Below are 19,392 nucleotides of genomic sequence, written 5' to 3' on the forward strand. Positions count from 1 at the left end.
CCGCTCGATGACCCGCTGGCTCGAGCAGCAGGCGAGCGTCAGGGTACGCCGCGGACTGGTCCGCCGGCCGGTCGCGCGGAGGGCTGGGGAGCCGGGGATCGACCTCGCGAGCAATGACTACCTCGGCCTCGCGCGCGACCCGCGCCTCGCGGTGGCCGCCGCCGAGGCCGCGTGGGAGTGGGGAACCGGCGCCACCGCATCCCGCCTCGTGGCCGGGACCACGGAGCTCCACCTCGCACTCGAGGCCGAGCTCGCTTCCTTCGTCGGCATGAAGGCGGGCCTCGTGTTCTCCTCGGGCTACCTCGCCAACGTCGGCGTGATCACGGCGCTCGGCGGGCCCGGCACGCTCATCGTCGCGGACGACCAGTGCCACGCCTCGATCGTGGACGGCTGCCGCCTGAGCCGGTCCCGCGTCGAGACCTTCGTGCACCACGATATTGACGACGCCGCGCGCCTCCTCGCGGGGCGCAGCGAACCCCGGGCGATCATCGCCGTCGAGTCCATCTACAGCGTGGGCGGGGACGCGGCGCCTTTGGCAAGCCTGCTGGACCTCGCCGAGGAGCACGACGCCGTGCTGCTCGTCGACGAGGCGCACGGCCTCGGCGTCGCGGGCGTAGACGAGTTTGAGGGCCGCGGGGCAGTTGCCGGAACCGCGCTCGCGGGGAACCCGCACGTCGTCGTCACCGCGACGCTGTCCAAGGCACTCGGCAGCCAGGGCGGGGCGGTCCTCGGTTCGGCCGCCCTGCGTGAGCACCTCGTCAACCGCTCGCGCGGGTTCATCTTCGACACCGCGCTCGCCCCGACGTCCGCGGCCGCTGCTCTTGCGGCCCTCGGCATCGTGCGGGAGGAGCCGTGGCGGGCCGCACGCGTGCGCGCGAACGCCGCGGCCCTCCTCGCCGGCCTCGGGGCGGGGGCGGGAGCTGAGCCATCCGCCGCGGGCGCCGTGCAGTCCATCGCGATGCCCTCCGCGGACGCCGCCGTGGCCGCGGCCCGCGCTGCGGCACATGACGGGGTGAGGGTGGGCTGCTTCCGACCTCCTTCGGTCCCCGACGGCATCTCCCGGCTGCGGCTCACCGCCCACGCCGGCCTCGCGCCGTCGGACATCGGCCGCGCCATCGCCGTTCTGCGTGGCGTCCTCGAGGAGGCATCGTGAAACTGCCCGGAATCGTTGTGGTCACCGGGACGGACACCGGCGTCGGGAAGACCGTGACGACGGCGGCGCTCGCCGCGGCGCTGCGGCGGCGCGGCAGGACCGTCGCCGTGTACAAGCCCGTGCAGACCGGGAGCGTCCACGGCGATTCCGACATCTCCGAGGTCCGCCGACTGGCAGGCGCCGTGACGGCCGCCGCGGGGGCCGTGTTCAGCGAGCCGCTCGCGCCCCGCCCCGCCGCGGAGTTCGACGGCGCTGCCCTGCCGCACCTTTCCGAGCATGTGCGCCGGATTCGCGAACTCGCCGACGCGCACAATCACGTCGTGGTCGAGGGCGCGGGCGGCCTCCTCGTCGAGCTCGATGACGACGGCGCCACCGTTGCCGACCTCGCCCAAGCCGTGGACGACGCAGCGCACGACGGCGGTACCCGGCCCGGCGTCGTCGTCGTCACCCGGGCGGCGCTCGGCACGCTCAATCACACCGCACTCACCCTTGAGGCGCTCGAGCGGCGCGGACTGCGCGTTCTCGGGCTCGTCCTCGGCGTGCGCCCGCGGAAGCCGGGCCTTGCAGAACGGGACAACATGCTTCGGCTCGCGAGTGGCGACGTCCCGCTCGTTGGCGCCATCCCGGAAGGGGCGTCGGATTTGACGTCCGAGGAATTCAGCGAGCGGGCGGCCGTGTGGCTTGCGGGGCTGGTGCCGGCATGAGCGCCGTATCTCCCAGTGCCTCGTCCCCCCGCGCCGCATCCACCAGCGCTGCACGCCTCAGCCCTTTCCGCGTGGTGCGGGACCCCGGGCTCGTCCGGGACGTCCTGCACCGGCCGGGGGACTTCAGCCCGGCGAATGCGCTCGTCGCGGTCACGCCGCTCACGGGGTCATCGCTCCGTGTGCTGCAGCGCGCGCGCTTCGCGCTCCCGCCGATTCTGGCGAGCAACGACACCGACTCCCATGCGGGGGTCCGCAAGGTAGTCGCGGGCTTCTTCACCCCGGCGACCGTCGCGGCGATCGAGCCCCGGATCCGCGAGCTCGCCCGGGAGTCGGCGCGGACGGCGGCCGCGCGGCTGAGCCAGCCCGCCGGTGCCCTCGAAGGCCGCGTCGACCTCGTGGACACCGTCGCCGCGCTTCCGCCTGCCGTCCTCATGCTCGAACTGCTCGGGCTCGACGTCCCCGCCGACGAACTCGGGGCGCTCAAGGCGTGGAGTCGCGAATCCCTCGAGCTGTTCTGGGGTTGGCCGGACCCCGAGCGGCAGCTCGAGCTCGCCCGCAGCGCGGCAGCGTTCTATGACTGGCTCCGGGACCTCGTGCGTCGGTCGGTCGCGGCGCGCTCGCGGAACCTGTTCGCGGCCCTCGATGAGCACGGCCTCACGACACCGGAAATCTGCTCGCTCGGCTACTTCCTGCTCATCGCGGGGCAGGAAACCACCACGCAGCTCATCAGCTCCGTGCTGTTCCGGGCGCTGGAGGGATCGTGCCCGGTCACATGGGCGGAGGCATGTGATCCTGCGCGGGCGCGCGAGGCGGTGCGGCACGTCCTCGCGACCGAGTCTTCGGTGCCGACGTGGCGCCGAGTGACGCCTCGCGAGACGACGCTCGGCGGGGAGACGATCCCCGCCGGTGCAGAGATCCTGCTGGAGCTGACCGGCAACCACGGGGTGGGCGGCCCCGGCCGCCCGACGGACTACGGCCTCGCGTTCGGCTCGGGGATCCACCGCTGCCTCGGCGCGAAACTCGCGGAACTCGAGGCCGCCGTCGTCGTCCAGGAGACCGCCGCCGCACTCCCTCGCATCCGGCTCGCCGATGCCTCCCCCGAGTGGCTGCGGCTGCTCTCGTTCCAGGCGCCGCGGGCAGTCACGGTCAAAGGCCCTACGGGGGACTCATGATTCCCGACGACCCGGCATGACGCTCCGCACGGGAATACATGCGCGCGCATGTTGTTGTCTTCCATGCACGGTCATGCACACGCGAAATGCAGAGGAAGAGGAGTGGTCACGATGCAGTTCGGGGTTTTCTCGGTGGGCGACATCGCCCCCGATCCGATCACGGGATACACGTACAGCGAGGCCGAGAGAATCCAGAACATCATCAAGGTCGCGAAGCGCGCGGATGAGGTGGGGCTCGATGTCTTCGCCCTGGGCGAGCATCACAACCCGCCCTTCGTCCCGTCGTCGCCCACGACTCTCCTGGCCTTCATCGCGGCCGAGACACGGCGAATCGTGCTCAGCACATCAGTCACGCTCATGACCACCAACGATCCCGTGCGCATCGCGGAGGACTACGCGATGCTGCAGCATGTGGCCAAGGGCCGGCTCGATCTCATGGTCGGCCGCGGGAACACCGTGCCGGTCTACCCGTGGTTTGGCAAGGACATCCGCCAAGGGGTCGCGCTCGCGCTCGAGAACTACAACCTGCTCCACCGCCTGTGGCGCGAGGACGTGGTCGACTGGGAGGGCCGATTCCGCACTCCGCTCCAAGGCTTCACGTCCACTCCGCGGCCGCTCGACGATGTGCCGCCGTTCGTGTGGCACGGGTCCATCCGCACCCCCGAGATCGCCGAGCAGGCGGCCTATTACGGCAACGGCTTCTTCGCGAACCACATCCTCGCGCCGAACTTCGCGTTCAAGCCGCTCGTCGACCTCTACCGTCGCCGGTTCGAGCACTATGGGCACGGCACGGCAGATCAGGCGATCGTGGGCCTCGGCGGGATGTCGTTCATCGCGAGGCGCTCTCAGGACGCCGTCAACGCGTTCAGGCCCTATTACGAGAACTATCCGATCTTCCGGGGCTCGCGGCTCGAGGACCACATGGCGGCCACGCCGATCACGATCGGCAGTCCCCAGGAAGTCGTCGACAAGGTGCTGACGTTCCGGGAGGGCTTCGGCGACTACCAGCGCCAGCTCTTCGCCTTGGATGGGCTGGCCCTTCCCGTCGAGGTCGCGCTAGAGCAGGTCGAGCTGCTCGGTACAGAGGTTGTTCCGGTGCTCCGCAAAGAGATGGAGTCCCGCCGGGCGCCCGGGGTGCCCGACGCGCCCACCCATGCCTCCCTCGTGGCGGCCAAGTACGGCGACGCCGAACCGCGGCAGCCTCGCCCGAATCCGAACCGCGGCGACAACCTGTCGGGCACGTCTCCCTACCAGGACAGCGATCCGGCGATCGCCGCACACTTCCCGGAGGCCTTCTGATGGACAGGATCGATCGGCTCGCGAACGTCGCGTGGGAGTCCCTCTTCCGCGCGCAGGCGACCCTCGCGCGTGAGTTCGAGCACGCAGGCGACTGGGGCCAGCTCATTCCGCGCGAGTATGGCGTGCTGTATGCCTTGTCGAAGGCGCGCGCGGGGCTGCGCATCACTGAACTGGGCGACGACGCGCTGCTCTCCCAACCCGGTATCTCGCGGCTGGTCGCGCGGCTCGTGGGCCGGGGCCTGCTCGAGCGAATTGACGACGCCGACGACGCCCGCGCGTGCCGCGTCCGGCTCACCGCCGAGGGGCGCCGGGTTCAACGCGAGCTCGGCGCACGCCATGCACGGCAGGTGGCCGAGGCGATGACCCGGTCGCTCGGAGCTGCCGAGCTCGAAGCACTCACGAGGCTCACGGATGCCCTGCGCGAAGGACGCCCGCCCGTGACCTCGCCGCCACTGCGTTCCTCAGGAGGAGAGCGATGAACCAGCCTGATCCGATCGCCGGACACAGGGTCCCGGACATCGGACGCGCGCTCACGATTGTCGCCGTCAGCGCCGGCGTGAGCGACCCTTCCTCGACTCGTCTTCTTGCCGACCGGATCGCGCAGAAGTCGATCGATGCCCTCAACGCGGCAGGGCTCCGAGCGGTCGTGACGACCATCGAGCTCGGCCCGCTCGCCGTGGACATCGCGCGCTCGATCGTCACGGGGTATCCCAACGAAGCCGCCCAAGCGGCGATCGATCGACTTGCCGACGCCGACGCCATCATCGCGAGCACGCCCGTCTACAAGGCCGGCGTCAGCGGCCTGTTCAAGTCGTTCGCCGATCTCATCGACAACGACCTTCTGATCGCCAAACCCGTGGTCCTCGCGGCGACAGGAGGCACGTCGCGCCATGCCATGGTCGTCGACGATCAGCTGCGGCCCCTCTTCGCCTTCCTGCGCGCGCTGCCAGTTCCGACGTCGCTCTATGCGGCCCCCGAGGACTGGGGATCGCCCGAGCTCGGACGGCGCATCGAGCGGACGGCAGCCGAGCTCGCGCTCATCCTGCGCAGCGGCGTCGCGACGCAGATCGCCGAAGACAACTGGGCCGGGTATCAGCACCAGTTTGGCGGCAGCGCCACACGCGCCGAGCGTGGCATCGACGACGTCGACTTCGACAGCGACCTCATGCGGCTTGCGGCCGGCGGCAAGCCGGGTTCGCGGGCCGCGCTGCGCGATGCCGTCCGACTCGACGACCCGGCTTGACGCTCCGAGGTGATCCACCGCACACTAAGTGTATGGCTTTCACTAAAGAGGCCCCGGCAACGTCGCCGGCGGCCGCGACCGCTCCCGGCGGCTCCCCCAGTTCGTCCGAGGCGGCCCGCCGGAATCAGCAGGGCGGCCACCAGCCCGGCCTGAAGCGGGACGCGATCGGCACGCGGGACATCGTCTTCATGCTCGTCTCCGCGGCCGCGCCGCTCACGATCGTCGTGGGCATCGCCCCGCTCGCGCTCGCCGTCGGCGGCGTCGGCGCCCCCGCGATCTACGTGGTCGCCGCTCTCGGACTCGGCCTCTTCGCGCTCGGCTTCATGGCGCTCACGCGCCATGTGCTCTCCTACAGCGGCTTCTACGGCTACATCGTCAAGACGCTCGGCCGCGTGGTGGGCCTTGGCTCAGGCCTTACCGCATGGCTGAGCTACAACGGCCTCCAGATCGGCCTCTACGGGCTGCTGGGCATCCAGGCAAACCTGTGCGTGAAGTCGTTCACGGGCGTCGAGCTCCCGTGGTGGCTCTACGCGGTCGCCGCCGTCGGCGCGGTCTGGTTCCTCGGCTGGCGAGGGATCGACGTCGGGGCTCGCGTCGTCGCCATCCTGCTGACCCTCGAGACGGCCATCGTCGTCATCGTGGCCGTCGCCGTGCTCGCGCAGGGCGGAGCCCATGGGATCGGCTTCGAGTCGTTCAGCCCCCACGTCGTCTTCTCCCCCGCGTTCGCGGCCGTCCTCGGGCTCGGCTTCTCCGCCTTCATGGGCTTCGAGTCGGGCGCGCTCTACCGCGAAGAGGCGCGAAACCCCGATCGCACGGTGCCTCGCGCGACCTATATCTCGATCGCGTTCATCGGCGCGTTCTACGCGTTCGCCGTGTGGATCATCGTCCAGGCGTTCGGCCCCGCCGCGATCCAAGACTTCGCCGCCGGCCACCTCGACGCGGGCGACACCGCCTACGTCATGGCCGGCCAGTTTGCCGGGCCGTGGTGCGTCCAGGCCATGAGTGTCCTCATCGTGACGAGCATCTTCGCCGCGCAGCTCTCGTTCCACAACACGATCAACCGGTACACGCTCTCCCTCGGCCGCGAGGGGATCTTCCCCGCGTGGACCGCGAAAGTGAGCCCGCGCTTCTTCACGCCGTCGAACGCCGGGACGCTCCAGACGGTCCTCTCGCTCGCATTCGTCGGCGCCGCGGCCGCCCTCCAGCTCGATCCGTTCACGCAGTTCCTCATCTGGATGAACACGCCGGGCGTCTTCGGCGTACTCGCCCTGCAGGGGCTCACGAGCGTTGGCGTGGTCGTCTTCTTCGTCCGCCGGCGCGACCTTCGGCCCGCGTGGCACGTCGTGCCGTCGGCCATCGCGGCGGCACTCGTCATGGCCGCCGTCTCGGGCCTCACGATCGCCAACATCAACCTCCTCACGGGCGCCCCGGTCGGCGATCCGCTCAACACGGTGCTCATCGTCGTCGCACCAGCGGTCTTCGTGGGAGGCGCCGTCGTCGCGCTCCGGTTGCGGCGCCGTCGCCCGCTCGCCTACGCGCGCATCGGGAACCCCGCATGACTGGCTCGGCTGCGGAGGGCGCAGTGGACGCCGACGTCCACCGCCTCGGCCGCCCGCGCGTTCCGCGGCTCTCGCTCGAGCGGATCGGCCATGAGGCCCTCGCGCTGCTCGAGGAGGAGGGGACGCTTTCGCTCCCGCGGCTCGCCGAGCGGCTCGGTGTCCGGCAGTCCGCGTTCTACAAGCACGTCTCGGGACGCGCCGAGATCGTCGAGCTCGCACGGGGGGCCCTCGCCGAACGCGCGCCGGCATTTGAGCCCGCCGCCGACTTCGCGCAGCTCGTGCGGGGGACGTTCAACGCGCTGCGGAGCGCGTACGAGACCGTCCCCGCGCTCCTGCCGCTCATCCTCGTCCAGCCGGTGAGCAACCCGACGGCGCTCGCCATCTACGACCGGCTCGCCGCCGCCTTCGGCGAGGCAGGGGTTCCGCGGCATCTCGTCCTGCCGGCCATCGAGGCCATCGACAGTGCCGCGATCGGCGCCGCGCTCGACAGCCTCACGATCGAAACCGCATGGCAGGTGCCCGAACGCGACGCTGCCTCGTTCCCCCATCTCGTCGCGGCCCAGGAGGCCCTCGCTGCGCGGAGGGTCGATCGCTTCGCCTTCCTCGCAGACACGCTAGCGGCGGGCCTCGCGAGCGCGGCCTCCGCACCCGATTCGACCAGGGAGCACCCCCGTGGCTGACGCCGTCGACCTCGCGATCGTCTCGACGAGCATCCTCGCTGGCGCGTCGCTCGAGGCCGTGGCGGGCGTCGTAGCGGTCGACGGCGGGCGGATCGTCGCGGTGGGCGGCCCGGACGAGGTCGATGGATGGATCGCGCGCGCCCGGCGGGTGATCGACGTCGGCGACGCGACCATGTCCCCGGGCCTCGTGGACGCGCATATCCATCCGATCCTCGGTGGGGACATCGCCCGAGGCGTGGACCTCAGTGGGCTTGCGACACGCGCCGCCGTGCGCGGGGCGCTCGCGGCGCATGCGGCCACAACGCGCGACGACTGGATCTTCGGCTGGGGCCTGGACCCCTCGGCCTTCGAGGGCGAAGAGCCTAGCAACGCGCTCTTCGACGGCGTCCTCGACGGCGAGCGGGTCTTCGTCACGCTCTTCGATGGGCACGCGGCGCTTGTCTCCGCCGCAGGCCTCTCCGCCGCGGCCGTCACGGGGGCAGAACAGGTCCCCGGCTCGGGCTACGTCGGCGTGGATGCCACGGGCCGGCCCACGGGAATGCTCTTCGAGATGGCGGCGCAGGAGCTCGTCCGCCGAGTCCTTCCCGAGCGGAGCTTCGACGACCGCGTCGACGACCTCGATCGCCTTCTCCGAGACATGTCCGCGGCGGGCCTCGTCGCGGGCCAGATGCTTGACCTGGCCGTCCCCGAGTCGCTCGACGTGCTCGAAGCCCTCGAGGCGCGCGGCGACCTCGCGATCCGGCTCCGCATCTCGCCGTGGATCCTGCCGGGCGCGACGGCCACGGACCTGGACCGCGTCGTCGCCCTCCAAGGGCGGCGCGGCAGGCGGTGGGAGGTCTGCGGGGTCAAGCTCATGATGGACGGCACGATCGACAACGGCACGGCCTGGCTCGTCGAGCCCGACACGCACGGCGAATCCGTCGACCCCCTATGGAACGATCCCGGGGAGCTTGTCGCAGCGCTGCGCCACTTCCACGAGCGCGGGATTCCGACGGCGACGCACGCGATCGGGGACCGGGCCGTAGAGTACGTCGCTCGCGCGATCTCCGAGCTCGAGCCCAACGTGACCGTGCACCGGATCGAGCATATCGAGACGATCCCAGACGAAGTCCTCGCGCAGGTGGTCGCGTCTGGCGCGACGACGAGTCTCCAGCCGACCCATTGCGCCCATTACGTCAGGGCAGACCACGGCGACAACTGGTCGCAGCGCCTCGGCACGGAACGCGCGCAGCTCGCGTGGCGGACGGGCGATCTGCGGCGGGCCGGCGCCGTCGTCGCCCTCGGATCCGACTGGCCGATCGCGCCCTTCGATCCTCGCGGCATCATCGCCGCGGCCCAGACGCGGCGCCCCGCGTGGCGCCCCGACGTCGAGCCCGTCCAGCCGCGACAGGCGCTCTCCGCGCGCGCGGCACTCGAAGGCTACACGAGCGAATACTGGCGGTCGGTCGGCGAGGCCGGCGGCGTCATCGAGGCGGGTGCGCGCGCCGACCTCACGGTCTTCCGGGACAATCCACTGACGACGGCGCCGGACGACTTCGCGAAGTCGCCCGTCCTGCTCACGGTGGTCGACGGCGACGTCGTCGTGGACGCGACGCGCGACCCGGACGCCGCGGGCGCACTCGCACACCCCTAGCCGCGGGCGCACTCGCGGCACACCCCTAGCCCCGTCCTGTACGCGTACACGACGGAACCGAGGGGGTCCCGCTCGCAGGAATTTCTGCAATAGCAAGTGCAGCAGATCACATTTGCAGCTACACTTGCAGAAACCTTTGTGAACGGAGACACATGACCCAGGCCCAGCCCGCGCCGGCCCCCGCGCCGGAAGGCTCGTGGCTCGGCGATGCCCTCCCGCCAGTCAGGCTCACGAAGGCGCAGTCGCGCGTCGTCGACGCCCTCGTGCTCAACCCCAAGCTCGCGTCCTACGCGGACCTCTCCGAGATCGCGGCGAAGGCAGAGGTCAACGGATCCAGCGTCGTGCGGACGGCACAGGCGCTCGGCTACCGCGGGTGGCCTGACCTGCAGCGCGAGCTGCGCGCGCGGTATCTTGTGCACATCTCGGCCACCGCTCCGCTGACCCACCTGGTCGAGGTCCGCAGCCCCGTCCACGACTCGCTCCTGCACGACGTCGAGAACCTCCGCGAGGCTGTCGAGAGCATCGACCCCGAGGCGGCGCAGGCCGCGGTCGATGCGCTGTGCTCGGCGAAGCGGATCCTCGTCGTCGCCCAAGGCTCCTACGCGGCCCCCGCCGTCGTCCTCGCCCACCTCGCGGCGACGATGGGCTACCCGGCGACGTTCGAGGGCCGCTCGGGCGTTCACCTCGCCTCGGCCGTCTCGTCCCTCGGGCCTGGCGACGTGCTCGTCGTCGTCCATCTGTGGCGGTCGCTGCGCCAGCTCGTCACGGCCGCCCGGCGCGCGAAGGAGGCCGGCGCGACCGTCATCGCGATCACCGACCTCCGCTTCGGGCCCGTCGCCCGCGCGTCGGATCACGCGCTCATCGTGCCGTCCGAGGGCGTCTACGCATTCCAGTCCGCGACGGCGGCGACGTCTGTTGCGTATGGGCTGCTCGCCGGCATGGAGGCGAAGGAGCCGGAACGGGTACGCGAGGGCCTCGAGCGCACATCCTCCCTCTGGCGCGACTTCGACCTGTACGAGGCCTGAGCCTCCCCGCAGACCCGCAGACCCGCCGATCCGCCCCAAGCCCCCAGGAAACCCCGCCCGCCCAACCCCATGAAGGGAACCCCGTGACCACCTCCACACCCGCCGGAAGCCCAGAGCTCGCCCAGAAGATCGAAGAGCATCTCGGCAACTGGCGCCCGCGCGTGACCGACCTCGCCCGCACCATTCACGCCAACCCCGAACTCTCATTCGAGGAGCACGCCGCGGCGGCATCGATCACCGCGCTCCTCGAGGAGGCGGGCTTCAGCGTCGAGCGTGGCACCGGCGGGCTCCCGACCGCGTTCACGGGGACCATCGGGAGCGGCGAGCTCACCGTGGCCGTGTGCATCGAGTACGACTCCCTCCCCGAGGTCGGCCATGCGTGCGGCCACAACCTCATCGCCGGATCGACCGTGGGCGCCGCGCTCGCGCTCGCCCCGCTCGCCGACGAGCTGGGCATCACCCTCAAGGCCATTGGCACCCCGGCCGAGGAGCACGGCGGCGGCAAGGTTCTCCTACTCGACGCGGGAGCGTTCGACGGCGTCGGGCTGGCTCTCATGGCCCACCCCGGCACCGAGGGCTACACGTCGAACCCCCTCGGGACGAGCTCGCAGGCCGTGGGCCGCTTCCGCGCGACGTTCGCGGGACAGGCCGCCCACGCCGCAGCGATGCCGCACCTCGGCGTCAACGCCGCGGATGCCGCCGTCCTGAGCCAGGTCGCCGTCGGCCTCCTCCGCCAGCAGACCCCCGACAACCAGCGCATCGCGCTCTTCGTCGCCGAGGCGGGCGTGGCGACGAACATCATCCCGGACCGCGCCGTCGTCGAATTCGAGTGCCGCGCGTTCACCCTCGGCGAGTACGAGGCGCTCCTCGGCCGCGTGAAGCGCTGCTTCGAAGGCGCCGCCCTCGCAACGGGCGCGGCCCTCACGATCGAGCCGACCGAGCCGCTCTACGAACCTCTCATCCAGGACGAAGAGCTCGCGGCCTATTGGAACACGGCCATGGGCTCCCGCGGGCGCGATGTCTCCGCGCCGCCGGCCGCCTACCGGGGCGGCGGCTCGACCGACATGGGCAACATCAGCCAGGTCATCCCGAGCATCCACCCCATGTTCGGTGTTCCGGGGGCAGACGCCCCCATCCACTCCGCCGGCTTCACCGCCGCCGCGGGAACCCTCGAAGCCTACGAGGTCATGTTCGACGCCGCCTTCTCGCTCGCCGCCACCGTGGCAGCGGCGGTGTCCGAGCCTGCCCGCAAGGCCAGGTTCACGGCCGCCGCCTACGAACCGGCGCGCGTCTGAGCCTCGGGGCCATTTCGCCCGACCCCACGCACCGCCCCCTTCCGCCCGACCCTTCCTTCCCACCCAGTCCCTCCGTCCCGCCCGACCCATCCTTCCCACCCAGTCCCTCCGTCCCGCCCGCCCACCCTCAGAAAGCACCCCCATGACCGCCACACCATCCCCCACCGCGGTCGGTCCCCGCACCGCCATCCCCCTGGGCGTCCTCGCCCTAGCGATCGCGATCGTCGCCCAGCTCATCGGCCAGTTCAAGATCAACGTCGGAATCGGCACCCTCGTCATCTTCCCGATGGTGTGGGGCCTCCTGATCGCGCTCGTGGCGACTGTCCAGAAGTTCAAGCCCGTCCCGGTCGCGGTCCAGCGCGCCGCGGCCGCCCTCTCGGGCATCGCCGTCCTCCTCCTCGTCGCACGGCTTTCGGTCGACATCGGACCGAGCATCCCCCAGCTGTTCAAGGCCGGGCCCGCGCTGCTCCTCCAGGAGGCGGGGCACATGCTCGGCACGATCGTGCTCGCACTCCCCGTTGCCGTGCTGCTCAGGATGGGCCGCGCGACCGTCGGCGCAACGTTCTCGCTCGACCGCGAGCCGGCGTTCGCCATGGTCTCCGCCCGCTTCGGCTCGAACTCGGACGAGTACCGCGGCGTCCTCGCGATGTACGTGTTCGGAACGATCTTCGGCGCCGTATACATCAGCCTCCTGACCTCGCTCATCGCGAACTGGAAGATCTTCGACCCGCTGGCCCTGGCGATGGGCGCCGGCGTCGGCTCGGGGTCGATGATGGCCGCGTCAGTCGCGAGCATCATCGGCGCGTACCCCGCGAGCGCTTCGTCGATCACGGGCATGGCCGCGGTGTCGAACCTCATCACGGGCCTCATCGGCACGTATGTGGGGATGTACGTCGCGCTCCCGCTTGCGGACCGCGTCTACCGGCTCCTGACCCGCACCCCGAAGCCGGCACTGTCGCCGGTCGGCGTGGGCGCCGGCTCGAGCGCGTCCCCCGAGGGGACGGCGCACGACGCCGAGAACGCCGCCTTCCGCGCCGAGGCCGCCGAGGCTCACCAGACCGCGAACGTCTCGCTCTGGATCTCGCTGCCGATCCTCACGGTTGTCGGGCTCGCGACGGCGTTCATCGCGAAGGGCTTCAGCTGGACTCCCGTGGGCGGCTACGCGATCATGCTCGCCATGATGCTCGTGGGCTTCGCCCTCGCACGGCTCACGCGCAACAAGGTGCCCGCCGTCATCTGGATCATGACAATCGGCGCGCTGCTCTCGAGCCCGTGGTCGCCGCTCGCGAAGACGATGGCCACGGTCGTCGGCGGCGTCGACTTCCTGTCGATCGCGACGATCGTCCTCACCGTGGCGGGTCTCTCGCTCGGCAAGGACGTGCACCTCCTGCGGCGCATCGGTTGGCGGATCATTCCCGTCGGGCTCGTCGCGGTCACCGCGACGTTCCTCCTCTCGTCCCTCGTCGCGGAGTTCGCCCTCGGCCTGTGGCACTGATCAAGGCCTCGCCTCTCACCTGTTGGTCAGCTCGGCCCCCGGCGGTTCGCCCCGGGGGCCGAGCCGTTCCCGGGTGCGCCGCACCGCATCGCCGCGCCGCACGCTCCACCGGCCCCCGCGCTCTGCGTAGACTGGCGCCAACCGCCAGCCGCACCACGACGTGAGGACCACGATGACCACGACCAGGCCACTCGCCGTGCTCGGAAGCATCAATCTCGATCTCATCGCGACGGCCCACCGGCTCCCCACGCCGGGCGAGACCATCGGCGGCGGCGTCCTCAGCCGTCAGCCGGGCGGCAAGGGCGCGAACCAGGCCGCGGCGGCGGCGAGGCTCGACGGCTCGGCGCGCATGATCGGCGCGGTGGGCGACGACGAGGCGGGCCGGGAGATGCTCGCCGCGCTTCGCGCGGCCGGGGTCGACACGCGCGACGTCACGGTCCGGGACACGCCTACCGGGACCGCCCTCATCGTCGTCGACGCCCACGGCGAGAACCAGATCGTCGTGTGCCCGGGCGCCAACGCGGAAGCCTCGGTCGACGGCGTCGACCTCCGCTCCGACGAAACCCTCCTGTGCCAGCTCGAGGTGGGGGTCGGCGTCGTCCTCGAGGCCGCTCGCCGGCACACGGGATTCTTCGCCCTCAATGCGGCGCCTGCCCAGAGCCTGCCGGGCAAGCTCGTCGAACGCTGTGATCTCGTGATCGTCAACGAGTTCGAATATGAGCAGCTTCCCGAGCTCGCCGACGCGCGGCTCGTCGCGGTCACGTACGGAAAGGACGGATCGGCGTTGCTCCGCGAGGGCAAGCTCGCCGCACGCGCGCCGGGGCGCCCGGCCGCCGTCGTCAACACCATCGGCGCGGGCGACGCGTTCTGCGCGGCCCTCGTCCTCGCGCTCCGCGACGGACTGCCGGACGCGCTGTCCCTCGCCGTCGCCAACGCTGTCGGTGCCGATGCGGTGGCCCAGGCGTCCTCTCAGCCGGAACTCGCACGCTTGAGCGACTACGTCGCGCGGGCCGAGGACTTCGTCAGCTGACTCATTCGCCCTTCGCCGCGTCCGCGGCATCCTCATGCGGAACGAAGACCCGATCGAGGCTCGTCAGCTTGAGCACGGCCCCGACGCGCTCGCCGACCTGGGCGAGCCGCAGATCGCCCCCGGCCTCCCTCGCCGCCTTGAGGCAGCCGACGAGCGCCCCGAGCCCGGACGAGTCCATGAATTCGGTCTTGCGCAGATTCATGACGAGGAGCCGATGACCCCCGGCAATCGCCTCTGCCACCTTGGCCCGCAGCTCGCCCGCGCCCGTGACGTTGAGTCGGCCCTCGACGACCACCTCCGCGAAGCCGTCGCGCTCCTCGATCCACACCTCAATCACGGCACTCCTTCCGACAGGGCCCCGATCGCCGCAGGCACAGCCGCTGTGTAGCCCGGTTGGGCTACGAGCCACTCACAGCCCCCAGTCAATCACAGCGGCGGGGCATGCCGCGGCCATTGGATCGCGCCGCGGGATGCACGAGGGGCACCGGCCGCGCGGCCGATGCCCCTCGCTATTCAATTGTTCTCCTGCACGATCAGCGGCTCATGCGCCGCCGAGCGAACAGGAGGAGCCCGGCGCCCACGAGGAGCAGCCCAATGCCCGCGATCGTGACGACGATCGGCAGGCCACCGCCCGTCATGGCGAGGGAGGCGGCAGACGCCGTCCCGGTGTACGTGTAGGCAGCCGGAGCCGAAGAGCCTCCGGGTCCCGTCACCACGACGTCTACGCTGCCCGCGGCGTGCGCGGGCATCGTGATTGAGATCGTGCCGTCATTGTTGACTGTGAACGGCACTTGCGTCCCATCCACGGTCACGCCGTTCGCGCCAGCAAGGTCCGAGCCGGAGATCACCGCGGTGTTTCCGCCGTCCGCCGGACCGGTATCAGGGTTGAGGCCCGTGATCGCCGGGGCCGCGACGTAGGCGTAGGCCGTCGCGGGCGACGTGCCGCCGGGCGTCGTGACCGTCACGTCAACCGATCCGACCGCGTGGGCCGGGCTGAACAACGTGATCGTCCCGTCCGGGTTCACCGTGAACTGCGTGGTGCCCGCCGCCGCGGCGCCCGGCGTGAACGTCGTGCCGCCGAAGTCGACCGACGTCGCGCCTCCGAAGTTGGAGCCGGCGACGACGACGGAGGTTCCGCCCGCCGTCGGCCCCTGGTTCGGGGTGAGCGACGCGACCACAGGTGCTGCGACGAACGTGTACGTCGCGGGACCGGTTGTGCCGCCGGGCGTGGTCACGGTCACGTTCGCTGCGCCGGCCGCGTGGGCCGGGGTGAAGAGCGTGATCGTCCCGTCCGAGTTCACCGTGAACTGCGTGGTGCCCGCCCCGGCGGTGCCCGGCGTGAACGTCACGCCGCCAAAGACGACCGACATCGCGGCCGCGAGGTTGGAGCCCGAGAGCGTCACCTGTTGGCCGCCGGCCGCCGGGCCCGCGTTCGGCGAGACGGCGAGGTTCGCCGGCGCCGCGACGTACGTGTACGGTGCGGGCGACGTGGTGCCGCCCGATGTCGTGACCGTTACGCTGATGCCGCCAGCCGCGTGGGCCGGGGTGAACAGCGTGATCGTCCCGTTCGGGTTGACCATGAACGAGGTGTTCCCCGCCGCGGCCGTGCCCGGCGTGAACGCCGTGCCGCCGAAGCTGACCGACGTCGCGCCCGCGAGGTTGTCACCCGAGAGCGTCACCTGCTGGCCGCCCGCGAGGGGGCCTGCATTCGGGTTGAGCGCGAGGTTCGCTGGGAGCGCCTCGTACGTGTAGGTCGCGGGTGCGCTCGTGCCACCAGGAGTCGTCACCGTCACCGGCGCGCCCCCGGCCGCGTGGGCCGGCGTGAACAAGGTGAGCGTCCCATCCGGGTTCGCCGTGAACGAGGTGTTGCCGGCCGCCGCGGCGCCCGGCGTGAACGTCACGCCGCCGAAGTCGACCGACGTCGCGCCCGCGAGGGCGGTGCCGGAGACGGTGACCTGTTGGCCGCCCGCGACCGGGCCGGCGTTCGGGGTGAGCCCGACGTTGGCCGGAGCGGCGACGTACGTGTACGGCGCAGGCGCGGTCGTTCCGCCCGGAGTGGTCACGGTCACGGGCACACCGGCGGCCGCGTGGGCCGGGGTGAAGAGCGTGATCGTCCCGTTCGGGTTCGCCGTGAACGAGGTGTTGCCGGCCGCCGCGGTGCCCGGCGTGAACGCCGTGCCGCCGAAGTCAACGGCCGTCGCGCCCGTGAGGCCCGTGCCCGAAAGCGTGACCTGCTGGCCGCCCGCCGTCGGACCCTCATTCGGGCTCAGCGTGAGGTTCGCCGGAGCTGCGACGTAGGTGAACACTCCCGGCCCGCTCGTGCCGCCCGGGGTCGTCACGGTCACGTTGACCGGTCCCGCGGCGTGCGTCGGGGTGGACACGGTGAGCGTTCCGTTGCCGTTGTCGACGAAGTGGGTCGCGTCCGCCGTCGCGCCCGGAGCCAAGGTCGCCCCGCCCCAGGCGATCGACGTCGCCCCTGCCAGGGCCGTGCCGGAGAGCGTCACCGATGTGCCGCCTGCCGTTGGGCCTGCATTCGGGCTCAGGGCAAGGTTCGCCGGAGCGGCGACATACGTGTACGGAAGGGGTGCGCTCGCACCACCCGGGTTCGTGACCGTGACGTTCACGCCACCGGCCGCGTTAGCCGGGGTGAAGAGCGTGAGCGTCCCGTTCGGGTTGACCGTGAACGAGGTATTCCCCGCCGCCGCCGCGCCCGGCGTGAACGTCGTGCCACCGAAGGCGAGCGACGTTGCCGACGCGAGATCCGAACCGGACACGGTCACCTGCTGGCCGCCGGCCACCGGGCCCGCATTCGGGCTCAGGGCGAGGCTCGCCGGAGCGGCGACATACGTGTACGTCGCGGGCGCCGAGCTGCCGTTCGCGTTGGTCACGACGACGCCGACGGGTCCCGCCGCGTGCGGGTCAGTGACGAGCGTGAGCGTGTTGTTGCCGTTGTCGACGAAATGCGTCGGGTCCGGGATCAGCCCCCGCGTGTAGGTCGCGCCGCCGAACGTCACCTGCGTTGCCCCGGTGACGTCTGTACCCGAGATGGTGACGGTCTGGCCGCCGCCGACCGGACCCGAGTTCGGCGCCAGCGAGAGATTCGCCGGGATCGGGAGGAAGGTGAAGGTCGCGGGAGCCGAGACGCCCTGCGGCGTCGTCACCGTGACGTTCACGGGCCCGCTCGCGTGGGCGGCCGTGACGAAGGTGATGGTCCCGTCGGGGTTGACGACGAACTGGCCCGCCGCGGGCGTTGGCCCGGCAGCCGGGGTGTACGAGGTTCCGGCCACGGTCACGGCAGTCGCGCCCGTGAGGTTGAAGCCCGTCATCGTCACGCTGGTTCCGCCGGCCTCAGGCCCCTGGATCGGGGACAGTCCCGAAATCTGGGGGACGAGACTCCGGACGTTCGGGCCGACTTGGGCCATGCCGAGATCGACCGTGCCGAGGCTTCCGCCGGATCCGAGGGTAGCCCGGACGGCGACTTCCTTGTACGTGTAGCCGCCCGTTCCGGGCTCCTGGACGTTGAGCACGACGTTCGCGAGGCTTCCGATGAGCTGCACGGCCGGCTGGAGCGTCGTGCCGAGACCCGTGATGAGCGGGTCGAGCGCACCGTTCACCGTCGTGACTGCGCTCGCGATGGCCGCTGGGAGCGAGGCCATGAGCAGGGGCTCGAGAAGAATGCCGATCGCCGGCCCGAGGGTAGAGAGCACCCCGCCGATCAACAACTGGCCATTTGCGTTGAGACCCGCGGTGTTGACGACGACGGGCGGCGTCACGCCAGCGGCGAGCGACGCGAGTGTGGTGCCGGCGCCTCCGATCGTGACCACTGAGGTGCCCAGCGGACCGTCAATGGGATCTGAGAGCGTGAGCGTGTCCGTGATCGTCACCGTTGCGCTGTTGATAGCCGCCTGGACCGCGTTGTTCACGTTGGTCTGGAGCTGGTTGAGGATGCTCGTGAGGGTGTTGCCGATGATCGTGATCGTCGCGGCGTCGAGGACGGGCGAGTTCGGCGCGCGGCCGTTGAGCGGGCCCGTGACCTGAGCGAGGTCCACCGTGACGGTACCGCTCGAGAGGTCGAGCGTCACGCCGTTCTGCGTGATAGGCACCGCTAGAACCGGCGCAAGCGCGGTCTGCAGGTTGAGCCCCAGATTCACGCTTATGCTCTGCGACACATTGACGCCCAAGTTGTTCACGATCGTCTGGTTGACCGCCGAGTTGACCGCGGCCGTGATCGTTCCCGTGAGATTGGTCGTGATCGTGCCCTGCGCCGTGTTGGCGGCCGAGTTGAGCGAGCCGACCAGTCCGCTGATGGCCGGAGAGTGCAGGTTGAGCATTGCACTCGCGACGTTGTAGCCGCGGCAGTTCACGGGCGCCGACAAGTTGGCACACGACGCGGCTGGCGGAGCGTTCGGTGCTGTCAGCGCAGCGACGCCGGTGATAGCGCCGAGATGGACGTTCGCGGTGTCGAAGACAGAGCTTCCGCCGAGCTGCGAGAGGAGCGGCGCGAGGTTGATCGAGGCGTCGGCCGGGAATCCTCCCGAGCCGTTGACGGACACGGCACCGGCGTTGGAGACCGCACCCGATGCGGACCTCGACACCCCGAGGTCGTCGCTCTCCGAATACTGGTTGACGGCGCCAATAGTCAGCAGACCGGTGTTGCCGAGCAGCGGAGCGTTGACACCTGCGGCAAGATTCACGGCGCTCAACGCCGTGAGGTCAAGCGGAACGCTCTGGATGACGGGTGTCGCCGAGCCAGTGTTGACGGTGGCCGCCCCGTTGAGGCTGGCGACGGAGTTGAGCGTGCCGGCGCTCGTGAGGAGCGTGCCGCTGAGGAATCTTCCGTTCGACGACGACGAGTCCAGCGGGCTGGCAATGGCCGCGACGCTCGATCCCGTCAGGAAGACGGCGGCCGCGGCGATCACGGCTGGCCAGCGCATCCCTCTCTGGGCCCATGGTTGGCCGTGTTGTCCTCGGGTCAGCCTCTCCCCTCGGGCCGAACCCTTCGTGCTTGACTCGGAGCCGACGTCGAGCCGATGTCGACGCGCTCGCGGCGCAGGCGCAAACCGCATACTTCCCCCTCTCAGGGCGGGGCTCCCCTTAAGCCCCG

The 19,392-nt window shown here is 70.9% G+C and carries 15 protein-coding genes; 13 read left to right on the plus strand and 2 right to left on the minus strand.

Features of this window, described 5'->3' with window-relative positions:
• Positions 1–7: 7 nt before the first annotated feature.
• The 13 genes from RBS12_RS18840 (at position 8) to RBS12_RS18900 (ending at position 14,288) form a co-directional block, all read left to right on the plus strand.
• Positions 8–1,153, plus strand: a complete 1,146-nt coding sequence (locus tag RBS12_RS18840; RefSeq protein ID WP_373886560.1) for an 8-amino-7-oxononanoate synthase — start codon at positions 8–10, stop codon at positions 1,151–1,153.
• Positions 1,150–1,857: a dethiobiotin synthase gene (gene bioD / locus RBS12_RS18845; protein WP_307967697.1), complete on the plus strand. Its 708-nt coding sequence runs from the start codon at positions 1,150–1,152 to the stop codon at positions 1,855–1,857. The genes RBS12_RS18840 and bioD overlap by 4 nt, the downstream gene beginning before the upstream one ends.
• Positions 1,854–3,029 carry a cytochrome P450 gene (locus RBS12_RS18850; protein WP_307967698.1) on the plus strand — a complete coding sequence of 392 codons (1,176 nt, stop codon included), beginning with the start codon at positions 1,854–1,856 and terminating at the stop codon, positions 3,027–3,029. The genes bioD and RBS12_RS18850 overlap by 4 nt, the downstream gene beginning before the upstream one ends.
• A gap of 111 nt (positions 3,030–3,140) precedes the next feature.
• On the plus strand, positions 3,141–4,328 hold the full coding sequence (locus RBS12_RS18855; RefSeq protein WP_307967727.1) for a CE1758 family FMN-dependent luciferase-like monooxygenase: 1,188 nt from the start codon (positions 3,141–3,143) through the stop codon (positions 4,326–4,328).
• Positions 4,328–4,807, plus strand: coding sequence for a MarR family winged helix-turn-helix transcriptional regulator (locus RBS12_RS18860; RefSeq protein WP_307967699.1), 480 nt, complete (start codon positions 4,328–4,330; stop codon positions 4,805–4,807). The genes RBS12_RS18855 and RBS12_RS18860 overlap by 1 nt, the downstream gene beginning before the upstream one ends.
• Complete coding sequence (locus tag RBS12_RS18865) at positions 4,804–5,571, plus strand: CE1759 family FMN reductase (RefSeq protein WP_307967701.1); 768 nt, start codon at positions 4,804–4,806, stop codon at positions 5,569–5,571. Before RBS12_RS18860 ends, RBS12_RS18865 begins: the two co-directional genes overlap by 4 nt.
• A gap of 32 nt (positions 5,572–5,603) precedes the next feature.
• Positions 5,604–7,130, plus strand: a complete 1,527-nt coding sequence (locus RBS12_RS18870; RefSeq protein ID WP_307967702.1) for an APC family permease — start codon at positions 5,604–5,606, stop codon at positions 7,128–7,130.
• The gene (locus tag RBS12_RS18875) at positions 7,127–7,810 is read left to right on the plus strand and encodes a hypothetical protein (RefSeq protein ID WP_307967703.1); all 684 of its coding nucleotides are present in this window, start codon (positions 7,127–7,129) and stop codon (positions 7,808–7,810) included. Before RBS12_RS18870 ends, RBS12_RS18875 begins: the two co-directional genes overlap by 4 nt.
• Complete coding sequence (locus tag RBS12_RS18880) at positions 7,803–9,443, plus strand: amidohydrolase (protein ID WP_307967704.1); 1,641 nt, start codon at positions 7,803–7,805, stop codon at positions 9,441–9,443. Before RBS12_RS18875 ends, RBS12_RS18880 begins: the two co-directional genes overlap by 8 nt.
• 152 nt (positions 9,444–9,595) lie before the next feature.
• Positions 9,596–10,468 carry a MurR/RpiR family transcriptional regulator gene (locus RBS12_RS18885; protein WP_307967705.1) on the plus strand — a complete coding sequence of 291 codons (873 nt, stop codon included), beginning with the start codon at positions 9,596–9,598 and terminating at the stop codon, positions 10,466–10,468.
• Positions 10,469–10,551: 83 nt separating this feature from the next.
• Positions 10,552–11,763 (plus strand): amidohydrolase, encoded by a 1,212-nt coding sequence (locus tag RBS12_RS18890; protein ID WP_373886557.1) that lies wholly within the window; start codon positions 10,552–10,554, stop codon positions 11,761–11,763.
• A 142-nt stretch (positions 11,764–11,905) separates the two neighbouring features.
• Complete coding sequence (locus RBS12_RS18895) at positions 11,906–13,258, plus strand: DUF3100 domain-containing protein (RefSeq protein ID WP_307967706.1); 1,353 nt, start codon at positions 11,906–11,908, stop codon at positions 13,256–13,258.
• A gap of 172 nt (positions 13,259–13,430) precedes the next feature.
• On the plus strand, positions 13,431–14,288 hold the full coding sequence (locus RBS12_RS18900) for a ribokinase (RefSeq protein WP_307967707.1): 858 nt from the start codon (positions 13,431–13,433) through the stop codon (positions 14,286–14,288).
• A 1-nt stretch (position 14,289) separates the two neighbouring features.
• On the opposite strand, the gene RBS12_RS18905 is transcribed toward RBS12_RS18900, so the two are convergent.
• Together RBS12_RS18905 and RBS12_RS18910 are read right to left on the minus strand one after the other, a co-directional pair.
• Positions 14,290–14,625 (minus strand): STAS domain-containing protein, encoded by a 336-nt coding sequence (locus tag RBS12_RS18905; protein WP_373886559.1) that lies wholly within the window; start codon positions 14,623–14,625, stop codon positions 14,290–14,292.
• 196 nt (positions 14,626–14,821) lie between these two features.
• Positions 14,822–19,222, minus strand: coding sequence for an IPT/TIG domain-containing protein (locus tag RBS12_RS18910; RefSeq protein ID WP_307967708.1), 4,401 nt, complete (start codon positions 19,220–19,222; stop codon positions 14,822–14,824).
• Between the last annotated feature and the right edge of the window lie 170 nt (positions 19,223–19,392).

The organism is Sinomonas sp. ASV322, assembly GCF_030908245.1.
GTDB lineage: Bacteria > Actinomycetota > Actinomycetes > Actinomycetales > Micrococcaceae > Sinomonas.

Excerpts from the sequence above, each read along its gene's own strand:
- RBS12_RS18840 (WP_373886560.1), top strand. The coding sequence starts at position 8 with ATGACCCGCTGGCTCGAGCAGCAGGCGAGCGTCAGGGTACGCCGCGGA.
- RBS12_RS18850 (WP_307967698.1), top strand. The coding sequence starts at position 1,854 with ATGAGCGCCGTATCTCCCAGTGCCTCGTCCCCCCGCGCCGCATCCACC.
- RBS12_RS18855 (WP_307967727.1), top strand. The coding sequence starts at position 3,141 with ATGCAGTTCGGGGTTTTCTCGGTGGGCGACATCGCCCCCGATCCGATC.
- RBS12_RS18860 (WP_307967699.1), top strand. The coding sequence starts at position 4,328 with ATGGACAGGATCGATCGGCTCGCGAACGTCGCGTGGGAGTCCCTCTTC.
- RBS12_RS18865 (WP_307967701.1), top strand. The coding sequence starts at position 4,804 with ATGAACCAGCCTGATCCGATCGCCGGACACAGGGTCCCGGACATCGGA.
- RBS12_RS18870 (WP_307967702.1), top strand. The coding sequence starts at position 5,604 with ATGGCTTTCACTAAAGAGGCCCCGGCAACGTCGCCGGCGGCCGCGACC.
- RBS12_RS18875 (WP_307967703.1), top strand. The coding sequence starts at position 7,127 with ATGACTGGCTCGGCTGCGGAGGGCGCAGTGGACGCCGACGTCCACCGC.
- RBS12_RS18885 (WP_307967705.1), top strand. The coding sequence starts at position 9,596 with ATGACCCAGGCCCAGCCCGCGCCGGCCCCCGCGCCGGAAGGCTCGTGG.
- RBS12_RS18895 (WP_307967706.1), top strand. The coding sequence starts at position 11,906 with ATGACCGCCACACCATCCCCCACCGCGGTCGGTCCCCGCACCGCCATC.
- RBS12_RS18900 (WP_307967707.1), top strand. The coding sequence starts at position 13,431 with ATGACCACGACCAGGCCACTCGCCGTGCTCGGAAGCATCAATCTCGAT.
- RBS12_RS18910 (WP_307967708.1), bottom strand. The coding sequence starts at position 19,222 with ATGCGCTGGCCAGCCGTGATCGCCGCGGCCGCCGTCTTCCTGACGGGA.